Source organism: Bradyrhizobium sp. BRP56, from assembly GCF_020194035.1.
Lineage (GTDB): Bacteria > Pseudomonadota > Alphaproteobacteria > Rhizobiales > Xanthobacteraceae > Bradyrhizobium > Bradyrhizobium australafricanum.
This window is the reverse complement of sequence record NZ_JADYVV010000004.1, coordinates 195,781-212,549: the sequence shown is the minus strand read 5'-3', so window position 1 is coordinate 212,549 and position 16,769 is coordinate 195,781. Positions and strand designations below refer to the sequence as shown.

At 57.0% G+C, this 16,769-nt stretch carries 13 protein-coding genes and 1 pseudogene; 7 read left to right on the top strand and 7 right to left on the bottom strand.

Annotated features, from left to right (window positions below):
- Nucleotides 1–127: 127 nt before the first annotated feature.
- Nucleotides 128–475 (bottom strand): annotated as a pseudogene (locus I6F38_RS05365) (M20 family peptidase); the annotation flags it as partial.
- 330 nt (nt 476–805) lie between these two features.
- Between I6F38_RS05365 and I6F38_RS05360 the strand changes: the two are divergent.
- Nucleotides 806–958, top strand: coding sequence for a hypothetical protein (locus tag I6F38_RS05360; protein ID WP_225159339.1), 153 nt, complete (start codon nt 806–808; stop codon nt 956–958).
- Nucleotides 959–1,230: 272 nt separating this feature from the next.
- Here the strand turns inward: I6F38_RS05360 and I6F38_RS05355 are convergent, their stop codons facing one another.
- The 6 genes from I6F38_RS05355 to I6F38_RS05330 form a co-directional block, all read right to left on the bottom strand.
- On the bottom strand, nt 1,231–1,755 hold the full coding sequence (locus tag I6F38_RS05355) for a flavin reductase family protein (protein ID WP_225159338.1): 525 nt from the start codon (nt 1,753–1,755) through the stop codon (nt 1,231–1,233).
- A 263-nt stretch (nt 1,756–2,018) separates the two neighbouring features.
- Nucleotides 2,019–2,201 (bottom strand): hypothetical protein, encoded by a 183-nt coding sequence (locus I6F38_RS05350; RefSeq protein ID WP_097675029.1) that lies wholly within the window; start codon nt 2,199–2,201, stop codon nt 2,019–2,021.
- A gap of 259 nt (nt 2,202–2,460) precedes the next feature.
- On the bottom strand, nt 2,461–3,468 hold the full coding sequence (gene trpD / locus I6F38_RS05345; RefSeq protein ID WP_225159337.1) for an anthranilate phosphoribosyltransferase: 1,008 nt from the start codon (nt 3,466–3,468) through the stop codon (nt 2,461–2,463).
- A gap of 580 nt (nt 3,469–4,048) precedes the next feature.
- Nucleotides 4,049–5,656 (bottom strand): carboxyl transferase domain-containing protein, encoded by a 1,608-nt coding sequence (locus I6F38_RS05340; RefSeq protein WP_225159336.1) that lies wholly within the window; start codon nt 5,654–5,656, stop codon nt 4,049–4,051.
- A 1-nt stretch (nt 5,657) separates the two neighbouring features.
- Nucleotides 5,658–6,161 (bottom strand): acetyl-CoA carboxylase biotin carboxyl carrier protein subunit, encoded by a 504-nt coding sequence (locus I6F38_RS44195; protein ID WP_225159335.1) that lies wholly within the window; start codon nt 6,159–6,161, stop codon nt 5,658–5,660.
- Between the two features lies 1 nt (nt 6,162).
- A complete protein-coding gene (locus I6F38_RS05330; protein ID WP_225159334.1) occupies nt 6,163–7,632 on the bottom strand; it encodes a biotin carboxylase N-terminal domain-containing protein in 1,470 nt (489 codons plus the stop codon).
- Nucleotides 7,633–8,477: 845 nt separating this feature from the next.
- On the opposite strand from I6F38_RS05330, the gene I6F38_RS05325 reads away from it, so the two are divergent.
- The 6 genes from I6F38_RS05325 to I6F38_RS05300 all read left to right on the top strand — a co-directional run bounded on the left by I6F38_RS05325 (nt 8,478) and on the right by I6F38_RS05300 (nt 16,752).
- On the top strand, nt 8,478–8,696 hold the full coding sequence (locus I6F38_RS05325) for a hypothetical protein (protein WP_225159333.1): 219 nt from the start codon (nt 8,478–8,480) through the stop codon (nt 8,694–8,696).
- A 2,545-nt stretch (nt 8,697–11,241) separates the two neighbouring features.
- Complete coding sequence (locus I6F38_RS05320; protein ID WP_225159332.1) at nt 11,242–11,475, top strand: hypothetical protein; 234 nt, start codon at nt 11,242–11,244, stop codon at nt 11,473–11,475.
- Between the two features lie 325 nt (nt 11,476–11,800).
- The gene (locus tag I6F38_RS05315; protein ID WP_346657089.1) at nt 11,801–12,637 is read left to right on the top strand and encodes a YopT-type cysteine protease domain-containing protein; all 837 of its coding nucleotides are present in this window, start codon (nt 11,801–11,803) and stop codon (nt 12,635–12,637) included.
- Between the two features lie 332 nt (nt 12,638–12,969).
- Complete coding sequence (locus I6F38_RS05310; protein ID WP_225159331.1) at nt 12,970–13,221, top strand: hypothetical protein; 252 nt, start codon at nt 12,970–12,972, stop codon at nt 13,219–13,221.
- Between the two features lie 661 nt (nt 13,222–13,882).
- On the top strand, nt 13,883–15,541 hold the full coding sequence (locus I6F38_RS05305; protein WP_225159330.1) for a class I tRNA ligase family protein: 1,659 nt from the start codon (nt 13,883–13,885) through the stop codon (nt 15,539–15,541).
- Nucleotides 15,538–16,752 carry an MFS transporter gene (locus tag I6F38_RS05300; RefSeq protein WP_225159329.1) on the top strand — a complete coding sequence of 405 codons (1,215 nt, stop codon included), beginning with the start codon at nt 15,538–15,540 and terminating at the stop codon, nt 16,750–16,752. The genes I6F38_RS05305 and I6F38_RS05300 overlap by 4 nt, the downstream gene beginning before the upstream one ends.
- Nucleotides 16,753–16,769 lie beyond the last annotated feature (17 nt).

Genomic DNA, 16,769 nt, shown 5'->3' with positions numbered 1-16,769 from the left:
CAGCCGTCGGACACAACTTCCGCCGCATCCTCGCCTGGCTGAGATATCTCTTGTGCCTGTTCCTGGCCCAGCTATGGCGCACGCTCGCCCGGCCAGCCTCGATCAATCCGGCTTCTTAACGGACGACGAGATAGGCACCACCCTTCATGTCATAAATGCCGGGGCCGAATGCCCTGTTGCCCTCGACTTTGAACGGCAGGCGCTCGATGAACCCCATCGGATGAACTGTGTCGAGATGGCTCAGCACGAGAATGCCCGGTACGCCTTGGCCCCAGGACGAGCGTGTGACCAAATGATCGCCGCAGCCGTCGCGTCCCGCAACGCGGTCGACGCTGACCGACAAGTCACGATAGCCCGACGCGACGAGATCAGCCAGTTTATTGACCTGGTCCGGCCGTTCCGTTGGTGACTCGATCTCGACCCAGCGGCGGATGCCGTCGAGAATCACCGCGGCTTCGAATGGGTTGCTGGACATAGATCTGACGCCCTTTGAATTCGACTTTCATCGTTCGCAGAAAATCGTGATAGGATTCATTTGATCGCATCATGATCTAACGCGAAGACCTTCAGAGTCGCCAACGTTGTGGGTCAGCTGGGCCTCTGAAGTCTAAGTCTTGCCGCAGGCAATGATGCTACGCGGGTTGAAATAAACAGCTACCAAACTTGGTAGGCTCCAACATGCAAGCTCTAGCGCCGTTGCTGTCTCGTGAACTGTAGCTGTTCTGATCAATTCCTCCGATAGCTGCGCAGCTTGCATTCCCAATACTCTTCCGCGAGGATGTCCGCGCGCACTGGCCTTGAACACGTGGATGCCAAGGCCGGCGACAAGATCAGTGGCGTCTACCGGCGCGCATGCCGACGAAAAATAGCGGCTCAGTTCGCCATCGAGCAATCTCGTGAGTTCGTGCTCGAGGTGGAACCCGGCGTCGAGCGTTTTTATACTCACTTCGCAAGATGAGTATAATCCCGGTTAACCTCGGCTTGGGGGGCGAATCAGCGCGCCCGATTCCGACCTCTTGTGCCAAGCCTGCCTCGGGCGCGTTGTTCGCATCAATAGGTCGTCCAGCTTGAGCGGGTAGCTCACCTTTTGTGCTGGCGCGGGGATCGCGGCTCGCGGGAAAATACGACAAGTGCCTTCGTGACGCAGATCATGAAAATGCAGGTCATCGATCTTTAACACGTCGCAGGCGCGCGTGAACGCCGCACTCACCGAGGTAAGGGAAATCGCACTCAATCAAGCAGCAGGGTTCGAAGCGCGCCCCGGAAGTTGATCAATGGATTGCCGTGGCCGACCCGGGTCGCGACAATTCGTCCGATAAAGATGGTATGTGTGCCAATCACCTTGTGGTCGTACAGGACGCATTCGAGCGCACAAAACGCGTTCGGCAACAGCGGTACATCGAGGATGCCCTGTTTCCAGGGCGCGGTATCGAAGCGGTGAACACCTTTCGCACCCTCCTGACCGCCAAAACGTAGCGCAAGGTCCTCCTGGTTGCTGCGCAGAAGACTGACTCCAAATCTGCGACTGGCGAGTATCCCGTCATGCGTCTCGGAGCCGACTTTTATGCCAACGAGCAGGCACGGGGGCTCCATGCAAATGGAGGTCACCGAACTAACCGTCAGTCCACGTCGTTCGGCGGCCTTTCCGGTCGCCACGATGGCGACACCGCTCGCCAGATTTCGCATGGCCTGACGGAACTCGGTCGCTTGGACAGATGGAATATCACGAATCCTAGGAGGGGACTGGTAGCTCATGACCTGCCTCTGGAGTTTTACTCCAATTCTGGTGTCTCCGTTACGCGCGGATGACCTTGATTCCTTTGCGCCCGCTATCGGGCGCACGGTGTCGCATTGCGCAACCAATGGCTGCCCTCTCACCGAGCATCTCAGCGCGAGGAAGTTTCCTGCTTGGGAGTGCCCTGTTGATGGACGTGTCAGCGGCGATCGTGCCCGCTGCGTCGATCGCGACGGGGAACAGTCCGGCCGGAGTTTTTTTCGCATGTAGCAGCATAGGCACGCTAATTTACTCTCAACAGAACACGCTTTTTCGCATCGAGAAGATGCCCATCGAGCGTCGCGTGCAGCGCACCTCGTAGCTCCGGCGGAATCGAGCCGTCTGTGTCGATCAATTCCCGAAACTTTCGAATGATGTGTTCTATCGTTGCAATAGATCCGAGTGTTTCCATATCCTGTGAGGACATTCCCGATGATCTCCTTTTGCGCAGCGCACGAACGCTTGGTCGCGGTCCCCGACTTCAGCTGGGTGCCGCAACAGGCTCTTGCCGATAAAGAAGGAGGCTCTCGCGCTGCTGGTTAAGGCGAGTTGTTTGATCAGTACGCGGACAGATGGCAACAACGTCTTCGAAGCTCGCAGAAACAGCGCGCGTTCGCGCCTGCTATCCCTTCGCGCTTGTGAGCATTGGTCTTGATCAGAAAGTTGGAACATCGACCAACTCGGTGTCACGCATTGGAAACCGTGATCAGTCGCTTCAGTCGGGCGGCCGCGGCGCCGCGATCAAGCGAATCCTTCCCAAGTGCAACGCCTTCCTGCAGCGTCGAGGCCCGGCCGGCTACAATAAAAGCCGCCGCCGCATTCAAAAGCGCGGCGTCGCGAAATCGACTTGGCGCACCATCGAGCATGCTTTGGAGCGCGGCGGCGTCGGCATCGCCGCCGTCGAGCGCCTCCTTGCGGCAGCGGCGGAGACCGGCTTCTTCCGGCGTCACTTCGAAGTTGCGGACTGTACCCGCCTCAAGCGCTGCAACAAAGGTCTGGCCGGTAAGGGTAATTTCGTCAAGTCCGTCCGAGCCATGAACCACCCATACCGATTCCGCACCAAGATTCTTCAATACATAGGCCAAAGGCTGGACCCATTCGCGAGAGAATACCCCGATCATCTGCCGCTTGGCTCTGGCCGGATTGGACAGAGGTCCGATTAGATTGAAAATCGTGTGGGTCCCAAGCGCGGTCCGAATCTGACCAACGCGCTGCATCGCCGGATAATGGGGCGCCGCAAACATGAAGCCGATGCCAGCTTCGTGCACGCAACGCGCAACAGCCTCAGGCTCAAGGTCGATCTTCACGCCGAGGCGCGCCAACACGTCTGCGGCAAACGAACCTGAGGACGCAGCGCGGTTGGCGTTCTTGACAACAGGAACGCCGGCCCCGGCAACAATAAAGGAGGCGCATGTCGACACGTTAACCGACCACATGGGGCCTTCGCTCGTGCCAGTGATATCGATGGGATCGCATGCCGCCTCGACCCGCGGCATTCTATCCCGAATCGCCGAGGCTGCACCGGTAACTTCTTCGACCGTTTCGCCGCGGACCCGCATTCCCATCAACAAGCCGCCGATCTGCGAAGGGGTCGCGTGTCCCGACATCATGCTGTCGAAGGCTAACGCGGTTTCCTCACGCGTCAGAGTGGCGCCGCTGGCAACTTTGCCAATGATCGATTTGAGCGCTTCCATCGAACTTTCCACGATCCCTGTCCAAAGCTGAGGCTCGTCCGTTCAACGGGGGGGCGTTGAAGAGACGTGACATTGGTGCATCGAAGCAGCTGCCTGCCTCCTGGGCGGCTGATACTTCATTGGCCCGTGCGTATCGGTCGGTTGGGCGCGAGGCCCTGGGTGAGGCTACAATCTGACGCTACGTGAGGGTCAAGCTCTCCATTTTTTTGGTGCTGTTAGGACAGGTCCTCGGCCGATCAGAATAGTGCAGGCGTGTGGACGCAAGCGCCAACATAAATGTCTAGCGCCGGTGCTTGCCGAGGCTGCCTCTTGATCGTGGTGTTCCATCCGGTCCACGGAAGCGTTCGGCCTGCGGGCGCCGCGTCGTCGAGCGTTGAAGCCAGCTTCCATTACCTGTTTCGGGTCGAAGCCCGACTTTATGGCCACCAGAAAGCAGCCAGCCAGATCGCAGGTGAAGGTGCACAGAACGTCACGAACCCCATGCTCTACTGCTTTCACGGATTGGCGGTCATCGAATTCTACCTTCGGACGGTTGCGGAAGGTGGCTTATCTCAAGCTGCATCTCGCGTTCGGTCCTGCTTTACAGCCGGAACACGCCGTACTGCGGTGGGTCGATCGGCGCATTGAGCGAGGCACTCAATGCAATTGCGATTGCGGTTCTGGTGTCGACAGGATCCAGGATGCCGTCGTCCCAGATTTCGGAGGTCGCATAATAGGCGCTCGATCGTTCGTGATATTCTTCAAGAATTGGCTCTCGAATGGCTGCCAGTTCCTGCTCGGAGAGGCGTCCGCCCGCGCGAGCCAACTGTCGCGCCTTGACGTGGGTGAGAACGCCTGCGGCCTGCTCGGCGCCCATCGCGGATATCTGGGAATTAGGCCAGCTGAACACAAATCGAGGATCAAACGCGCGTCCTGACATAGCGTAAGTGCCCGCGCCGTGCGAGCTATTACAAACGATCGTAAACTTTGGCACGGACGCTCCGGACACTGCCATGATCAGCTTGGCGCCGTCCTTGGTGATCCCACGCCGCTCATACTCGCGGCCAACCATGAAGCCCGTGACATTCTGCAGGAAGAGCAGGGGCGTCCGATTCTTGTCGCATAATTGGATGAAATGAGCGCCCTTCAGCGAGCTATCGCTGAACAGCACGCCATTATTGGCAAGGATCCCGACTTGATATCCATGAAGCCGCGCAAAGCCACACACAAGTGACGTGCCATAACGCGGTTGGTACTCATGAAATCGGCTGCCATCGACCAGACGAGCGATGATCTCTCGCATGTCGAACTGCGCTCGGGTGTCCTTCGGAATGATACCGTAGAGTTCGCAAGCACTGTAAGCGGGCGGCTCAGGAGCCACTCGATCGATCCAGGTTTTCGCCGGTTGGCGGACCCGAGCGACGACGTCGCGGGCAATCGCAATTGCATGCATCTCCGAGCTTGCGACGTAATCACTGGTGCCCGACACGTTGGTATGCATGAGGGCGCCGCCCAGATCTTCGGCGGACACGTGTTCCCCGGTGGCAGCCTTTACGACCGGGGGGCCGCCGAGAAAAATAGCTCCCGTACCTTCGACCATAATATTGTATTCACTAAGCGCGGGGACGTAGGCCCCTGCCGCCGTGCAGTGGCCCATGACGATGGCGACCTGCGGCACTCCCATCTTCGAGAGAATGGATTGATTCCGGAGTATTCGACCAGCGTGGTAGCGATCCGCAAAGAACTCGGCCTGCAAAGGCAGGAACCCGCCGGCGCAGTCGCACAGATGAACCACCGGCAGACGGTTTTCGATGGCGATATCCAGGGCCCGCACAATCTTCTTGACTGAGAGCGGATACCACGCGCCGCTTTTCACGCTGGCATCGTCGGCATGAACAATCACCTCTCGACCCGCTACAATGCCGATACCGACGACCTGCGCGGCGCTGGGCACCTCGCCATCATACGCCTTGTTGGCGGCCAGCGTGGAAAGCTCTAGGAACGGAGTTTCCGGGTCGAGCAAGGCTGCGAGCCGTTCGCGAACAAACAGTTTGTTCTGTCGACGCAGTCGCTCGAAGTCCCGTTCTGGCCGGTGGAAGCGGGCAGCGCGTTGCCGCTCCTTCAATTCAGCCGCAAGCTGTCTGTTGTGGAAATCGTTGCGGCGAAACGCTTGTGAGTTAACGTCCGCTACGGAACCGATCCGCTGCATTTCAGCGCCCTTCTTCGGAGAGCGTCACCAGCTCAGCGTCATGCTCGAAGCTTTCGCCTTCCTTGACGTGAATCCGATCGACGATGCCGTCCTGCGGTGAGCGTATGATCGTCTGCAGCTTCATGCTCTCAATCATCATCAGTGCCATTCCCGCCGAGACTGATTGGCCAGGCGAAACGGTAGTCGCAACAACTACGCCAGGCATCGGGGCACGGGCGATTAGCGGGCGTTTTCCGTCATTCGCGGAAGTGAGCGCTCGCAATGGGTCATTGTAGCGCACAATGCGGGTTCTGCCGCGTATATGCAGATGAATCAGGTCGCCATCGATGGCAAACCTGACCGGTTCGCTTTCCCCGGCAATGGTCAGGATGCCGCTACTCTCACCGTGATGCGTGAACGCGACGGGGGCAATCACTTGGTCGCGCAAATGAAGCCGGTAGCCCTGCTCGCTGGTTGAAAGCCATAGCCTATGGTCTACGCGGTCGACCTCGAATGAGTGATACACGTCAATTTCTCCAGCTGCCAAATGCTGCGTGAAGCTCGGGCACGGCATCAGCCGAAGCACGCACCGGTCTCGTCAGGAGAGCGGCGGATGCCAGGAACGCAGACAATCCGGTAGCAAAATTGTCCGTTGCAAGATGCGGGTTCTCCTCAAGGTATCCCGTATGGAACTGACCGCCGAGAAATGCCTCGTCAGCTAGGATCCGGGCGAGCAGGCTTGCATTGGTCTCACACCCAAGTAGAACAAGTTCTCGGACCGCACGATGGGCTTTCATAGCAGCCTCTATGCGGCTTGGTGCATGCACGATAATCTTTGCAAGCATCGGATCGAACGCCGGCGTGATGTGCTGACCCCGCATGATGCCGCTATCGATCCGTACGCCGTCCGGATACTCGAGAAGATGTACTTTGCCAGTGGTTGGGACGTATCCGCGTTCGGGAGCCTCCGCGTACAGCCTGAGCTCGATCGAATGCCCGTTCGAAGCAATATCGGATTGCGAAAGCGCAAGTTCGCGGCCTGCTGCGGCATAAACTTGTTCGGCGATCAGGTCGACACCAGTGACCATCTCGGTCACTGGATGCTCGACTTGAAGGCGGGTATTCATTTCGAGAAAGTAGAAGTCGCCTTCGCTGAGAATGAACTCAACCGTTCCAGCATTTTGATATTGCGCCGCACGGGCGATGCCGACCGCGGCTTCGCAAATCCGCGTCCGCAATTGTGGTGATAATGCGGGCGAGGGCGTCTCCTCTATGATCTTCTGGAAGCGGCGCTGCACCGAACACTCGCGCTCGAAGAGATGGACTAGGTTACCGAAGGCGTCACCCAACACCTGTACTTCGATGTGCCGCGGGATTTCGAGATATCGTTCGACATAAAGTCGGCCATTTCCAAAGTAGCAACGCGCTTCACTGCGTGCCTGCTCGATGGCTGCTTCCAATGCATTTGGGTCGCGGACAATCCGCATGCCCTTGCCCCCACCGCCCCCTGTCGGCTTCACCAGCAAAGGAAATCCCACAGCTTGCGCTCTCGAAACGAATGTCGTGGGATCATCTTCTTCGATGGCGCAGGGAAGGACAGGAAAGCCGTTACGCTGAACGAAATTGCGGGCCCGGGCCTTGTCCCCCATGAGCTCGATGGCTTCTGGAGCAGGCCCGATGAAGGCAATGCCTGCCTTGATCACAGCCCTGGCGAACTCCGCACTCTCGGAAAGCAATCCATAGCCCGGATGCAGCGCCCCGGCGTTCGCCTTGCGAGCGGCAGCGATGATCTGCGCAATGTCCAAATAGCTCGCCACCGGTGTGCGGCCGCTGATCGGAATCGCCAAGTCGGCCATGGAGACGGCGGGGGTCAGGGCGTCTACCTCGTGGTAGGCAATTGCAGAACGGAGTCCAAGCTTCCGTAACGTTTTGATAATTCGTGCTGCTATCTCGCCCCTATTGGCGATTAGAACCGTATCGAAGGGTAATTTGTGCATTCGCCTATCCGAACAAGCACTGTGGCCAGAGCTTCTGTCAGTTGTGACCGATTGGTACCACTCTCGACGGCCCGCGCTTGATCGCTTGCCTTGGTGGTAGATCAGGCTTGGTCTATTTCTGAATGTGAACTCGCAGGCTCACGGCCGGGGATCCGTCACTTTGAGTCACTGTTCTTCTTGCCAGTATCTCGAACGGAGATCACGTAGCGACACTGTTGGCTGAGGCTCGCTTGTTTTGATCGGAGACAAGACGCAATGGCGGCACGATCGGGTATGTGGCTGCTGCACAGGCGGAACACGTCCTCCATGCAAGCCTCCTTTTCTTCCGCGGTCGGCGCTTGATCGCGCGCATTTACCTGTCCGGAGATTGCGGCTGTCATTGCGACAGCAAGAGCGATAGCGCGGTAGTTGGCATTGAGAAGCGAAGCCAAACGGAGTCGTTGGTTTTGATTCATGATATCCTTTCAAGCCGGCGTTGCAGCGGTTGTTGTTCGGCGCCAAACGCAAGATGACCTGACGACCGAAAAATGGGCTCGGGCGCGCAGTTCTCATTATCTGTCAGGAAGCGTCGAGATTGTCGAAGGTGGTTCCCACTTGTCTAGGATCGTACAATCTGACGCAACGAGCGATTCAAGCCCCTTCTGGGCCCAATTGTCTGAAGATGTTTGGAATGTGCATACTCCGTCTTAGGCGGACGCCTGCGCGAGGGAGTTCGGATGGAACAGTGCACACAGTATTGCTGTGGGCGCCTGTGAATGGCACCGCGGCGTAGCCAACGAGATGAGCCTCGCTGCTACGTAATTGTACGTAGCGCGGTTGTCGCAATTCTTTGATCTGAGAATTGCATGCTCACCGCCATGAATCCCAAAAGCAAACTCTACGAGCCCAATCACTGGCGAGGCCGTGCGGAAGCAACGCGAAAAAAGGCGGAAGCACTCGCCTACGGCAAATCCAGAGATAGGCTTCTTAAGATTGCCATCGAATACGACAAGCTGGCTCTGCGTGCCCAAGATTGGCAGACGCGCCAAAACGAGAACGATGCGTTGTCCGACTATGAGTTGTGAGGGCTGGCTGCGCTTCGGCAAAGCGCCCGCGGGCCTACCGGCTCGCAGTTTCATTGGTGGAGCAAAGGTTCTCAGCGCGCTTGGTGCGGCCAAGTCTATTGCAAGTCTGTATGCGGGGTGAGCCGAGCCGCTCGGCAGGGCGACGAAGGGGGAGAGGGACGAGGCGGCCGCACGCAATATTTGGTATAACGGCCTGCTCCTATTGCGATGGGATCGGGAGCGCTGGCGAGGCTGGCGACGCAATTCGTGTCGCCATCCTTGCGCAAGCTTCACAAAGCACGTTTCTGGCCTTGGTTGCGCATCTGGGCGCGGGTAATAGCTGATGTCATCCGGCATGTTGGCGGGTCATGTCAGTCCGCCGATTCGCGGCGTTGTCCTGTTATCTCCGCCTCTTTCGTTTGCGTCGCGAGAGAGCCGCATGTCGTGTCTAGGTAGTCCGCCAAGTGTTGACTTGAACCAAGTCAAAGGAAGAGATCTCCACTGCCAGACTGGCGGTGGCCTGCTTGATCCTCGGCACGATTCGATCGGAACAGTCGCGGCATACGAGTGGCCGAGAAGCGCTCGTGTGCCGCACTATTTGTCGAGACATCGTCGTCGATTCTGTAGCTCATAGGAGCGCTGCGACGATCCAGCAAATACTGGCCCAGAGCAGCGCGTTTAGGAACAACCCAACCAGTGGCCACAGGTTCCATTTCGTTTGCGTCGGCCAAGATCCGCAATCACCGCCATAATGCTTGATCATGGGGTGCTTTGGTGTGCGCCAGTGCATCATTGATCCAACGATGCGCTGGCCCACGGAAGCAGGCTCGCGTTTGGTTGCCTCGTATCACTCATGAGTTTCGCGATCTTCCTTCAAGGCTCGAGTGTCGGAATTCCGTCCGTATCGTCGCTCAGACGAAAAACCCTGCGAATTGACGGCCTGCTTAGCGCTGCAGCGTTCCGGACAGCACAAATAGCCCGTCGTCGATTGACGAGACCGGATATGGCCCGTCCTGTTTGCTTCGTTTTCCTGAGCGCAGCAATCAGCATGCCACGAACGGAGATGTACCGGCGCCGCTTTGACAAAAGAAAAATGCAATTTGTCGAGTTCAGCGCCATAGTCTAGCTGCCCTTAGTCGAGTCGCGACACCGATGTCTGAAAGCCAACGCCAGTAGGTGCGTCGTCAGCGACATACGGCGACAATGCGGTCCGAAAGATCGCCGTTGATCGCGATTGAGTCTGAGGCAGTAACCCAGGCTAATCGCCGTCCCTGACCGCTAGCTGACGAACAGCTGCTGAGATGGAAGAAGAATGATAAGATGTTGGCAGCTCACTCAATGACATGTTGGGTTCAGCTGCGGCTCCGATGCGAGCTGGGTTCGAGTTTACGCTCTTACAGCCCGATCATGGTCACATAGATGACGCATTGGCACTGTTTCAGACCGCGAGAAGCGTGTGCTGCTACCTATCGAGTAGCCACATGACAGCGCGGACCGAGGCGCCGTCCTTTTCGAATCATAGCGGCGACAGCGCGCGGTTTTCGAGCCAGAATGGAATCTACAAGCAGGTATCACATGCGATCATATGGAGTTACCGGGATGACGATCGGTCCATCGGCGATGAGTTGATGGACCATGATCGGCCACAGTCCGTTTCATATGCTCAAGCAGATCACCAGCTGATCTGCACGGATAGGGCGATGATATTTGTTTGGACGTGCCAAGGCTCAAGGGCTGACCTGCCTGAAGGCCAACGCTGTTCGGCGATGAGAGGCCCAGGCCTGCCAGCATAGATGAGCGACATGGCCCTCGCGAGACTCGATGTGGTGACGGAGTTGTCCACCGGGGCCGCCCATCGGGTCAACCATGGGTGTTAACTGGCCGATTCGTATCGAGCGGATCGTGTGCGGCCACGCAATCAATTGGCCAATGAGAGCGTTCGTCGCGTCCTCAAACGCGATGTGAGCGTTCGAAGACCGAGAATTAGGAGAGCTAGTGATGATGGACATCTGCGTGTTTCTCAGCAGATGGTTCGCTGAAGGGTGTTTTTGGAACGCTGGGCTGAGGACCGAGGTGGCGCCGGTTAATCAGTCGCCAGACAACGTCATCTACGTCGACTTCAAAGCGATCCGCGATGCAAAGGAGGGGACGTGCGAGCGCAGATCATAGAGAAGCTTGAGGCCGGCCGGGTAAAATGCGGCCAGTTCGCCAGCATTCCTGGATCGGGTCCCTGCGGCCTGTTTCTCGTGCAGGGGCCCTGCGGATGTGAACTCAGGATCAGTGGATTAATTCGTCCCAGCTGGGAGCACGTCGCTGTCTCGACGCCGCGGCGTTGTCCAAACTGGGAAGAGATGTGCTTCGTAAAAGACCTGTTCTGGGATGACGAGGAGTGCGTGATGCAATTGCATCCGCCTCATTCGCAATATGTGAATAACAGCCGGTATTGCCTGCACCTGTGGAAACCTACTCATCGGGACATCCCAATGCCGCCGCCGAGCTTTGTGGGCATAGTTGGGCTAGGACCATCCGAAGCAGCGATGTTATATGCACGGATGAGCGCGACAGCATGACGAATTGCATCAACAATACCCGCTCGGAAGAGGCGCTGGGTCAGCGCAGAAACGTCGGTTCTGCGCCGCTGGAAGGCAGCGCGATCGCGGGGCATGTCGGGCGCTTCTGCCAGCTGCAACGTGCGGGTTCTCAGCCGGGAATCCTGCTGCCGCGCAGGTCGCCGTTCACTGAATCAGCAAGATTTGTCTCATATGCATCACCGCGGCTGCTTTCATTGTGGGCAGCATGATGGGATTGGAATCAGGTTTTGGCGGCGTTCACGCCAGTGCTTGTGGAAAGGCGCGTTGATCGGGGGGAGCAATAACCGAAGTTGTATCGATGGCGTGAACCACGTCAAGTAGAGCCATGTGCTCGTCAGCCCCCGCCACCCGCCTGGATCAGAGCGAGCGGTCAAAACGGTGTGCCTGCAATAGGGAGGCATGGATCGATAACGTTTCCAAGCTTGTCGGCTCGACAGCTCGTCGTCAGCTTGCGGCAATATCCTTCAGAGCCAGAGCATGAGCATCCCGCAGTCGCTCTGAGGAAACGTGCACTGAAGAGCCAGGTGAGCTATCATGTATAATCGAGTGAGCGGACAATCCATTGGCTCCAATCGGGCTGATGAATCGGCTCAGTCGGTGGACAGTTGCAGCTTTGCGCAAGCACTTACGGAATGCGCGCAACAGGAGGGCCTGTCAGATGGCGAGTCGCCCGACCAAATGGGGAGCTGCTGCAGCAGGCCAGATACCTCAGACGCAAGTGTTTACAGTCCAGGCCCCTCCGACCCAAGCACATCCTCCCTGTCCTCCGAGTCCAGTCGATCCTCTCCGGCTCGGCCGACCCGTGATCTGTTCGATTACAGGACCGCTGAATTGCCTGAGGCCAATGTCAACGGTATCTGCGTTGGTTTGGTAGTGGAGTGGCTGCTCAATCTCCACAGCAGCCCCTCATCCCGAATGAGCGCTCTGCACCCGGGTACCCAAAACCATGTTTCGGCGGCGGCGCGGCAGCGGCGATATGACGAAATCAGAACTGAGTTGCGAAAAAATGGGCCGGCAGGTTCTCACAACCTTCAGGCAAGAAGCGCAATGCTGCAGGAAGCGGATTTGCAGCCATCCGACGAACAGTCGCGATATAGCTTTGGCTCATCTTCGGGCATGGCCCAGATGGTGAGCGAAGTCACCGCCGATCCGTCGATCTATTTGATCGGCTTGCGTTTCGCCGCAGGTGGCAAACACACAATCGCAACGTCAACATCGAATGCAATGACGACCCTCTTCGATCCGAATTATGGGGAATTTACTGTTCGGTCGGATCAGATGGATGAGGTATTCAAAAGTCTCGCCGAGCGTTACAGGAAGCCCCCGAACCGACATGAGATATCGACGGTCGTCACACAAAGGGTGGGCTGAGGGTTCGGAGCTTTTAACCAACCTTGCCGCGTTCACCGGCCTTTCGCGGCGGGGAGACGATGGAGACCAACAGCAGCCACGTCGCGTTTGAAAGCAAACAGCTGTGGACTCCGAATCTGCCGCTTCAGCATGCGCAAACGAGCTGAAATGGAGCTCGCCGCGGTCTGGATCTTAGAGGTTCGCTTGATTGAAGGCCGATCTCGCAAAGTGAGAACTCGTGCATTCTTTGCGTGCGGGCGCTATAACCACGAACTCGGCCGGAATGTACGGGGCCTGTCGAAACAAAGTCATATGCTGGCGCGGGCGCGGCTGTCCCGCGGTCTGGATTGTCCGTGATCGCTGCTTCACGTGCGTGCCAGCATGTTTCCGATCAGCGTGTTGAACGCCAGCTTGCGAACGAACCCAGCCTAAATCATCTGCCGCGTCAATACGTCTATGCTCAGCGTCTGGCGAGCGTCGTCATCGAGATCTTGCTCCGGCAGGCCGTGAAGCGTTGTTTTACGACCCGTCGACGTCTTCGGCAGGAACTGTCAGGTCACCTCGGCCTCTGGCGTGAAGACGCATTCGGTTTTGAGAAGCCATAGATGGCCTGAGACTCCGCCTCGTACGTCAAAGTCCGGCCGACGACTGTCAATGCGGGAGCGTCGCGGCGTATCAATAGCCGCTATCGGCGGCGTGCTATCGATCTGCGGTTGGCCGGGTGGATCGTAGGACTCCTGTGAATTCAAACAAAATTCTGCGCTCCGGACCGGTCGACGCCCCAAGTCGTCGGCATCACCAGCTGGCTGCAGCTGGGGGCAACGGTCGCAAAAAAAGAAACCCCTCTGCCTACAACCGCTCTCATCCGGCTTTACGGGACCACATGTGAGTTTTGTGACTAATGTCGGAAAGTTGACGAAAGGGAGGCTCTGACAAGCCCCAGAAGCAAGCAATTTCAGTTGGCGCGCCGTTTGCTTCGTTCACGGCGTCAGAACTGATCGCTTCCAAGCAGCGGTTGGTCAGGAGGTTACCTATGTTGCGAGCTGAGGTAGAGCGATACGTCGAGTATCCCGCGAAACAGCGTCGTCTGCTCTAAAATCTCAAACAGTACGCTGCAAGTCTTCGACGTATGGAGCCCAGTTTGAAGTACGCAGCCTGACTGCGTCCATAACCCCTAAGCCGCATGCGCCTTCGTGTCCTAGCGGCGATGTCTGGCACCTGTTTGGATGTTTCCAGATATGTGTTCATAGAAGTCATTGTGCAGTTATGAAGAGAAGTCCAACGATCTCGCGGATAAATGTAGCGAATACGCATCCCGTTGATGTGTATATATCTCCCGTCAACTTGACAGCCAATGGCAGAGCACATCTGGGGCATGTCGCTGGGCCATATCTCAGAATGGATGTCGTACAGAAGCACCTGAAGAGGGCGGGGCATCATGTCCGTTCTGGCCTGACGACTGACGGTTTCGAGAACCATGTCCTGGTCCGAGCGGCTCTTGAGAACATTGATCCGTCAGTCTTGGCACATGGCTTCCATATCAGAATTGTTGAAGATCTCACCTCCGTCGGTGTTGTTTTCGATCATTTCGATGATCCGGCGTATGGCAGCAATCTGCAGCGCTTTTCGAAGGTCGGCACGGCGCTGATGAGCGCCTTATCTGCAGCAGGCTCGCTTCGTTTCCGCGCGGGGCACTTACCAGTGGACGATGCCGGTTCTACTGCCACACCAGAAGAGCGTTTCTGCATTGGAGGCTGGTTTGGTGCAACCTGTCCGGTTTGCCTGGCATCTGCGGGGAGCTTCTTCTGCGAACAGTGTGGAGATCATTTTGAGCCCGAGGAAGCGCTGAACCCGGTATCGAGGCGCGGGCGGATTGTCGAATGGCAGGAAAACATTTCCGCGTTCCTTTCAATTTCGGGAAAGGACCGACTTCTACGGGCGTGGGATGATACGGCCATCGAATCCAGCTTTCTGGAGATAGGGAAACGGTACGTCGCACGTAAAGGGCAGCAAATGCGGCTGACCGTACCGGGATTACACGGCCTGGCTTGGAATTCACGACATTTCAACAGCCAGCAGATACTGTTTAGCTACTCCTCGTTACTCTACGCTCATTCTCTCTATTGCGGTTACAAGGACACGGAAGGCGCCGACAAGCCCAATCCTTTTGCACGCGAGTCCAATGCGTTCCTCATTGGCGGTACCGGTATCGATAACACAATCCCGATGCTTGTCGGCGTTACGGGATGCGCATTGGGCCAGAACTCCTTCCGCCCATTTGATCGAATTTTTTTCAATCACTTCCTTCGGCTGAACGGTTCGAAGTTCTCTACGAGTCGCGGCCACGTGATCTGGGCAGGCGAAATCGCTCGAATTCCAAATATATCGGTCGACGTCCTCAGAGTGTGCCTGTCGGAAATTTGTCCGGAAGAAACCGAGACCGACTTGGTACCAGAGCGTTTGGTCGATCGTTACAACGCGGTTCTCGACAAGATATCTGCGGCAATCGACCGCTGCACGGAGTCGGTAAACGGGTTGCCGTCGCTCGCTGGTTGTCACGTTGATGGCGAAATGATGGTTACGTTGGATCGACTCTACGAAAAACAGTGCACCGCGCTTTCGCTCGACCATCTGCGGGTTTCGCAATCGTCGAGGCCGCTTATCGAATGGGTTGATCATCTTGACGGCGCGCCGGACCATAAGACCGCTTACGCATGGCTTATGGGATTTAGCATATTGGCTTGGCCGCTGATGCCCAAGATAACAGAAGGCCTATGGCGTTGGCTCGGTCATAGCGGCCATCCCGTTGCCGCACGCGCTTCGATGCCTTCACCTCACCGAAATGGAAGGGCGCCGAAGATCGATGGGCGCAGGTTGGCGGTTTCGGACATTGAACGATGCCTTCCGGGAAAGATTGCAGCATGACAGTCGCGAACATCGTTCCTGCCGAGAAACTGCCCAGTGCAATCCCGTTAGAAATTTCCATTCCTTTCATGCTTGGTAGTATCAGCTTGGCCGCATCCTATGGCTCGAGTTTCTTTCTCGTGGACGCTCTGCGGTCCATTCAACAAAGCGCCACGACCGCCGGGGCCGTTATCTCGACCGGCACGATAGCAACGATAGCGTGTTCGCTAATGGTCGGCCGGATCGCGGATACACTTGGTTTAATGCGAACTATCACCATAGCCGCGGTAATGATGGCGGGCGCGATGATATGTTTTGCATTGGTGTCAACCTTAACGCTCTTCGCTTACGTCGGAGGACTTTTTCTCGGCATTGGGTGGTCCGGCTTCTATATGCTGGCGCCGCTTCAAATTCTGGGTCACGTGCGGGCTGAAGCCCGTATCAAGTATCTTACCTTGCTTTCCGGGTCCCAGATGCTGGGTATCGGACTTGCTTCTCCCGTCGCGCGCACCGTCGCGGTGACTGCGGGATCCTACATTGCGGTGTACGCCCTATTTGCGGCCGCATGTCTCGTTGGCGCGACGTTCTTGGAGCTCGCCGGTAGGGGGCTGGCGCAAGCTCCTCAGACCAAATTGCCAACTATACGTCTCACCCCGGAGGGCGTGCTAAAAGCCTTCAAATCGAACACGCGATATCCTATCATCATGATAGGCCTTGGCGGATGTGTTTTCGCCGGTCTTTTCACGTTCCAAACGCTCTACGCTGCATCACGATCGCAGTCTGCCGACACATTCTTTCTAGTTTTCACGCTGACAGCCGTCTTCATGCGGTTTGCTGTGGCGCCGATAATTGGAAGATTTCGCCTTGAACGCGTAGCCGCGGTTCTCATCATATGCACTATCGCGGGGCTATTCATCCTTTTCGTGAATGTGGGCAGCACGGCGAACTACATCTTCGGAACAATGATGTTCGCGCTGGGGTACGGTCTCAGCTATTCGACGCTGAACAGTATGGTCGTTCACCTTGCTGATACGGGTGGGACATCGTTGGCTATTGCTTCTCAAGTCTTCACGCTCTCCTACTTCATTGGCCTATTCGGATTTCCATACATCGCAGGGCAAATCGTGAAGTCGGGCAGCTTCGACAATTTGCTGATAAGCATGATGATACTCATCGTCGCGAATGCAGTTCTTCTTGCAACTCAAGTCTTCTCGGGCAGCCGAGAACATTGACTGGCTCCTTGTAGGGA

What these genes read in the sequence shown, in the direction of transcription:
- I6F38_RS05355 (WP_225159338.1), bottom strand. Translation starts at nt 1,755, where the DNA reads ATGAGCTACCAGTCCCCTCCTAGGATTCGTGATATTCCATCTGTCCAA.
- I6F38_RS05350 (WP_097675029.1), bottom strand. Translation starts at nt 2,201, where the DNA reads ATGTCCTCACAGGATATGGAAACACTCGGATCTATTGCAACGATAGAA.
- trpD (WP_225159337.1), bottom strand. Translation starts at nt 3,468, where the DNA reads ATGGAAGCGCTCAAATCGATCATTGGCAAAGTTGCCAGCGGCGCCACT.
- I6F38_RS05340 (WP_225159336.1), bottom strand. Translation starts at nt 5,656, where the DNA reads ATGCAGCGGATCGGTTCCGTAGCGGACGTTAACTCACAAGCGTTTCGC.
- I6F38_RS05330 (WP_225159334.1), bottom strand. Translation starts at nt 7,632, where the DNA reads ATGCACAAATTACCCTTCGATACGGTTCTAATCGCCAATAGGGGCGAG.
- I6F38_RS05325 (WP_225159333.1), top strand. Translation starts at nt 8,478, where the DNA reads ATGCTCACCGCCATGAATCCCAAAAGCAAACTCTACGAGCCCAATCAC.
- I6F38_RS05320 (WP_225159332.1), top strand. Translation starts at nt 11,242, where the DNA reads ATGACGAATTGCATCAACAATACCCGCTCGGAAGAGGCGCTGGGTCAG.
- I6F38_RS05315 (WP_346657089.1), top strand. Translation starts at nt 11,801, where the DNA reads ATGTATAATCGAGTGAGCGGACAATCCATTGGCTCCAATCGGGCTGAT.
- I6F38_RS05305 (WP_225159330.1), top strand. Translation starts at nt 13,883, where the DNA reads ATGAAGAGAAGTCCAACGATCTCGCGGATAAATGTAGCGAATACGCAT.
- I6F38_RS05300 (WP_225159329.1), top strand. Translation starts at nt 15,538, where the DNA reads ATGACAGTCGCGAACATCGTTCCTGCCGAGAAACTGCCCAGTGCAATC.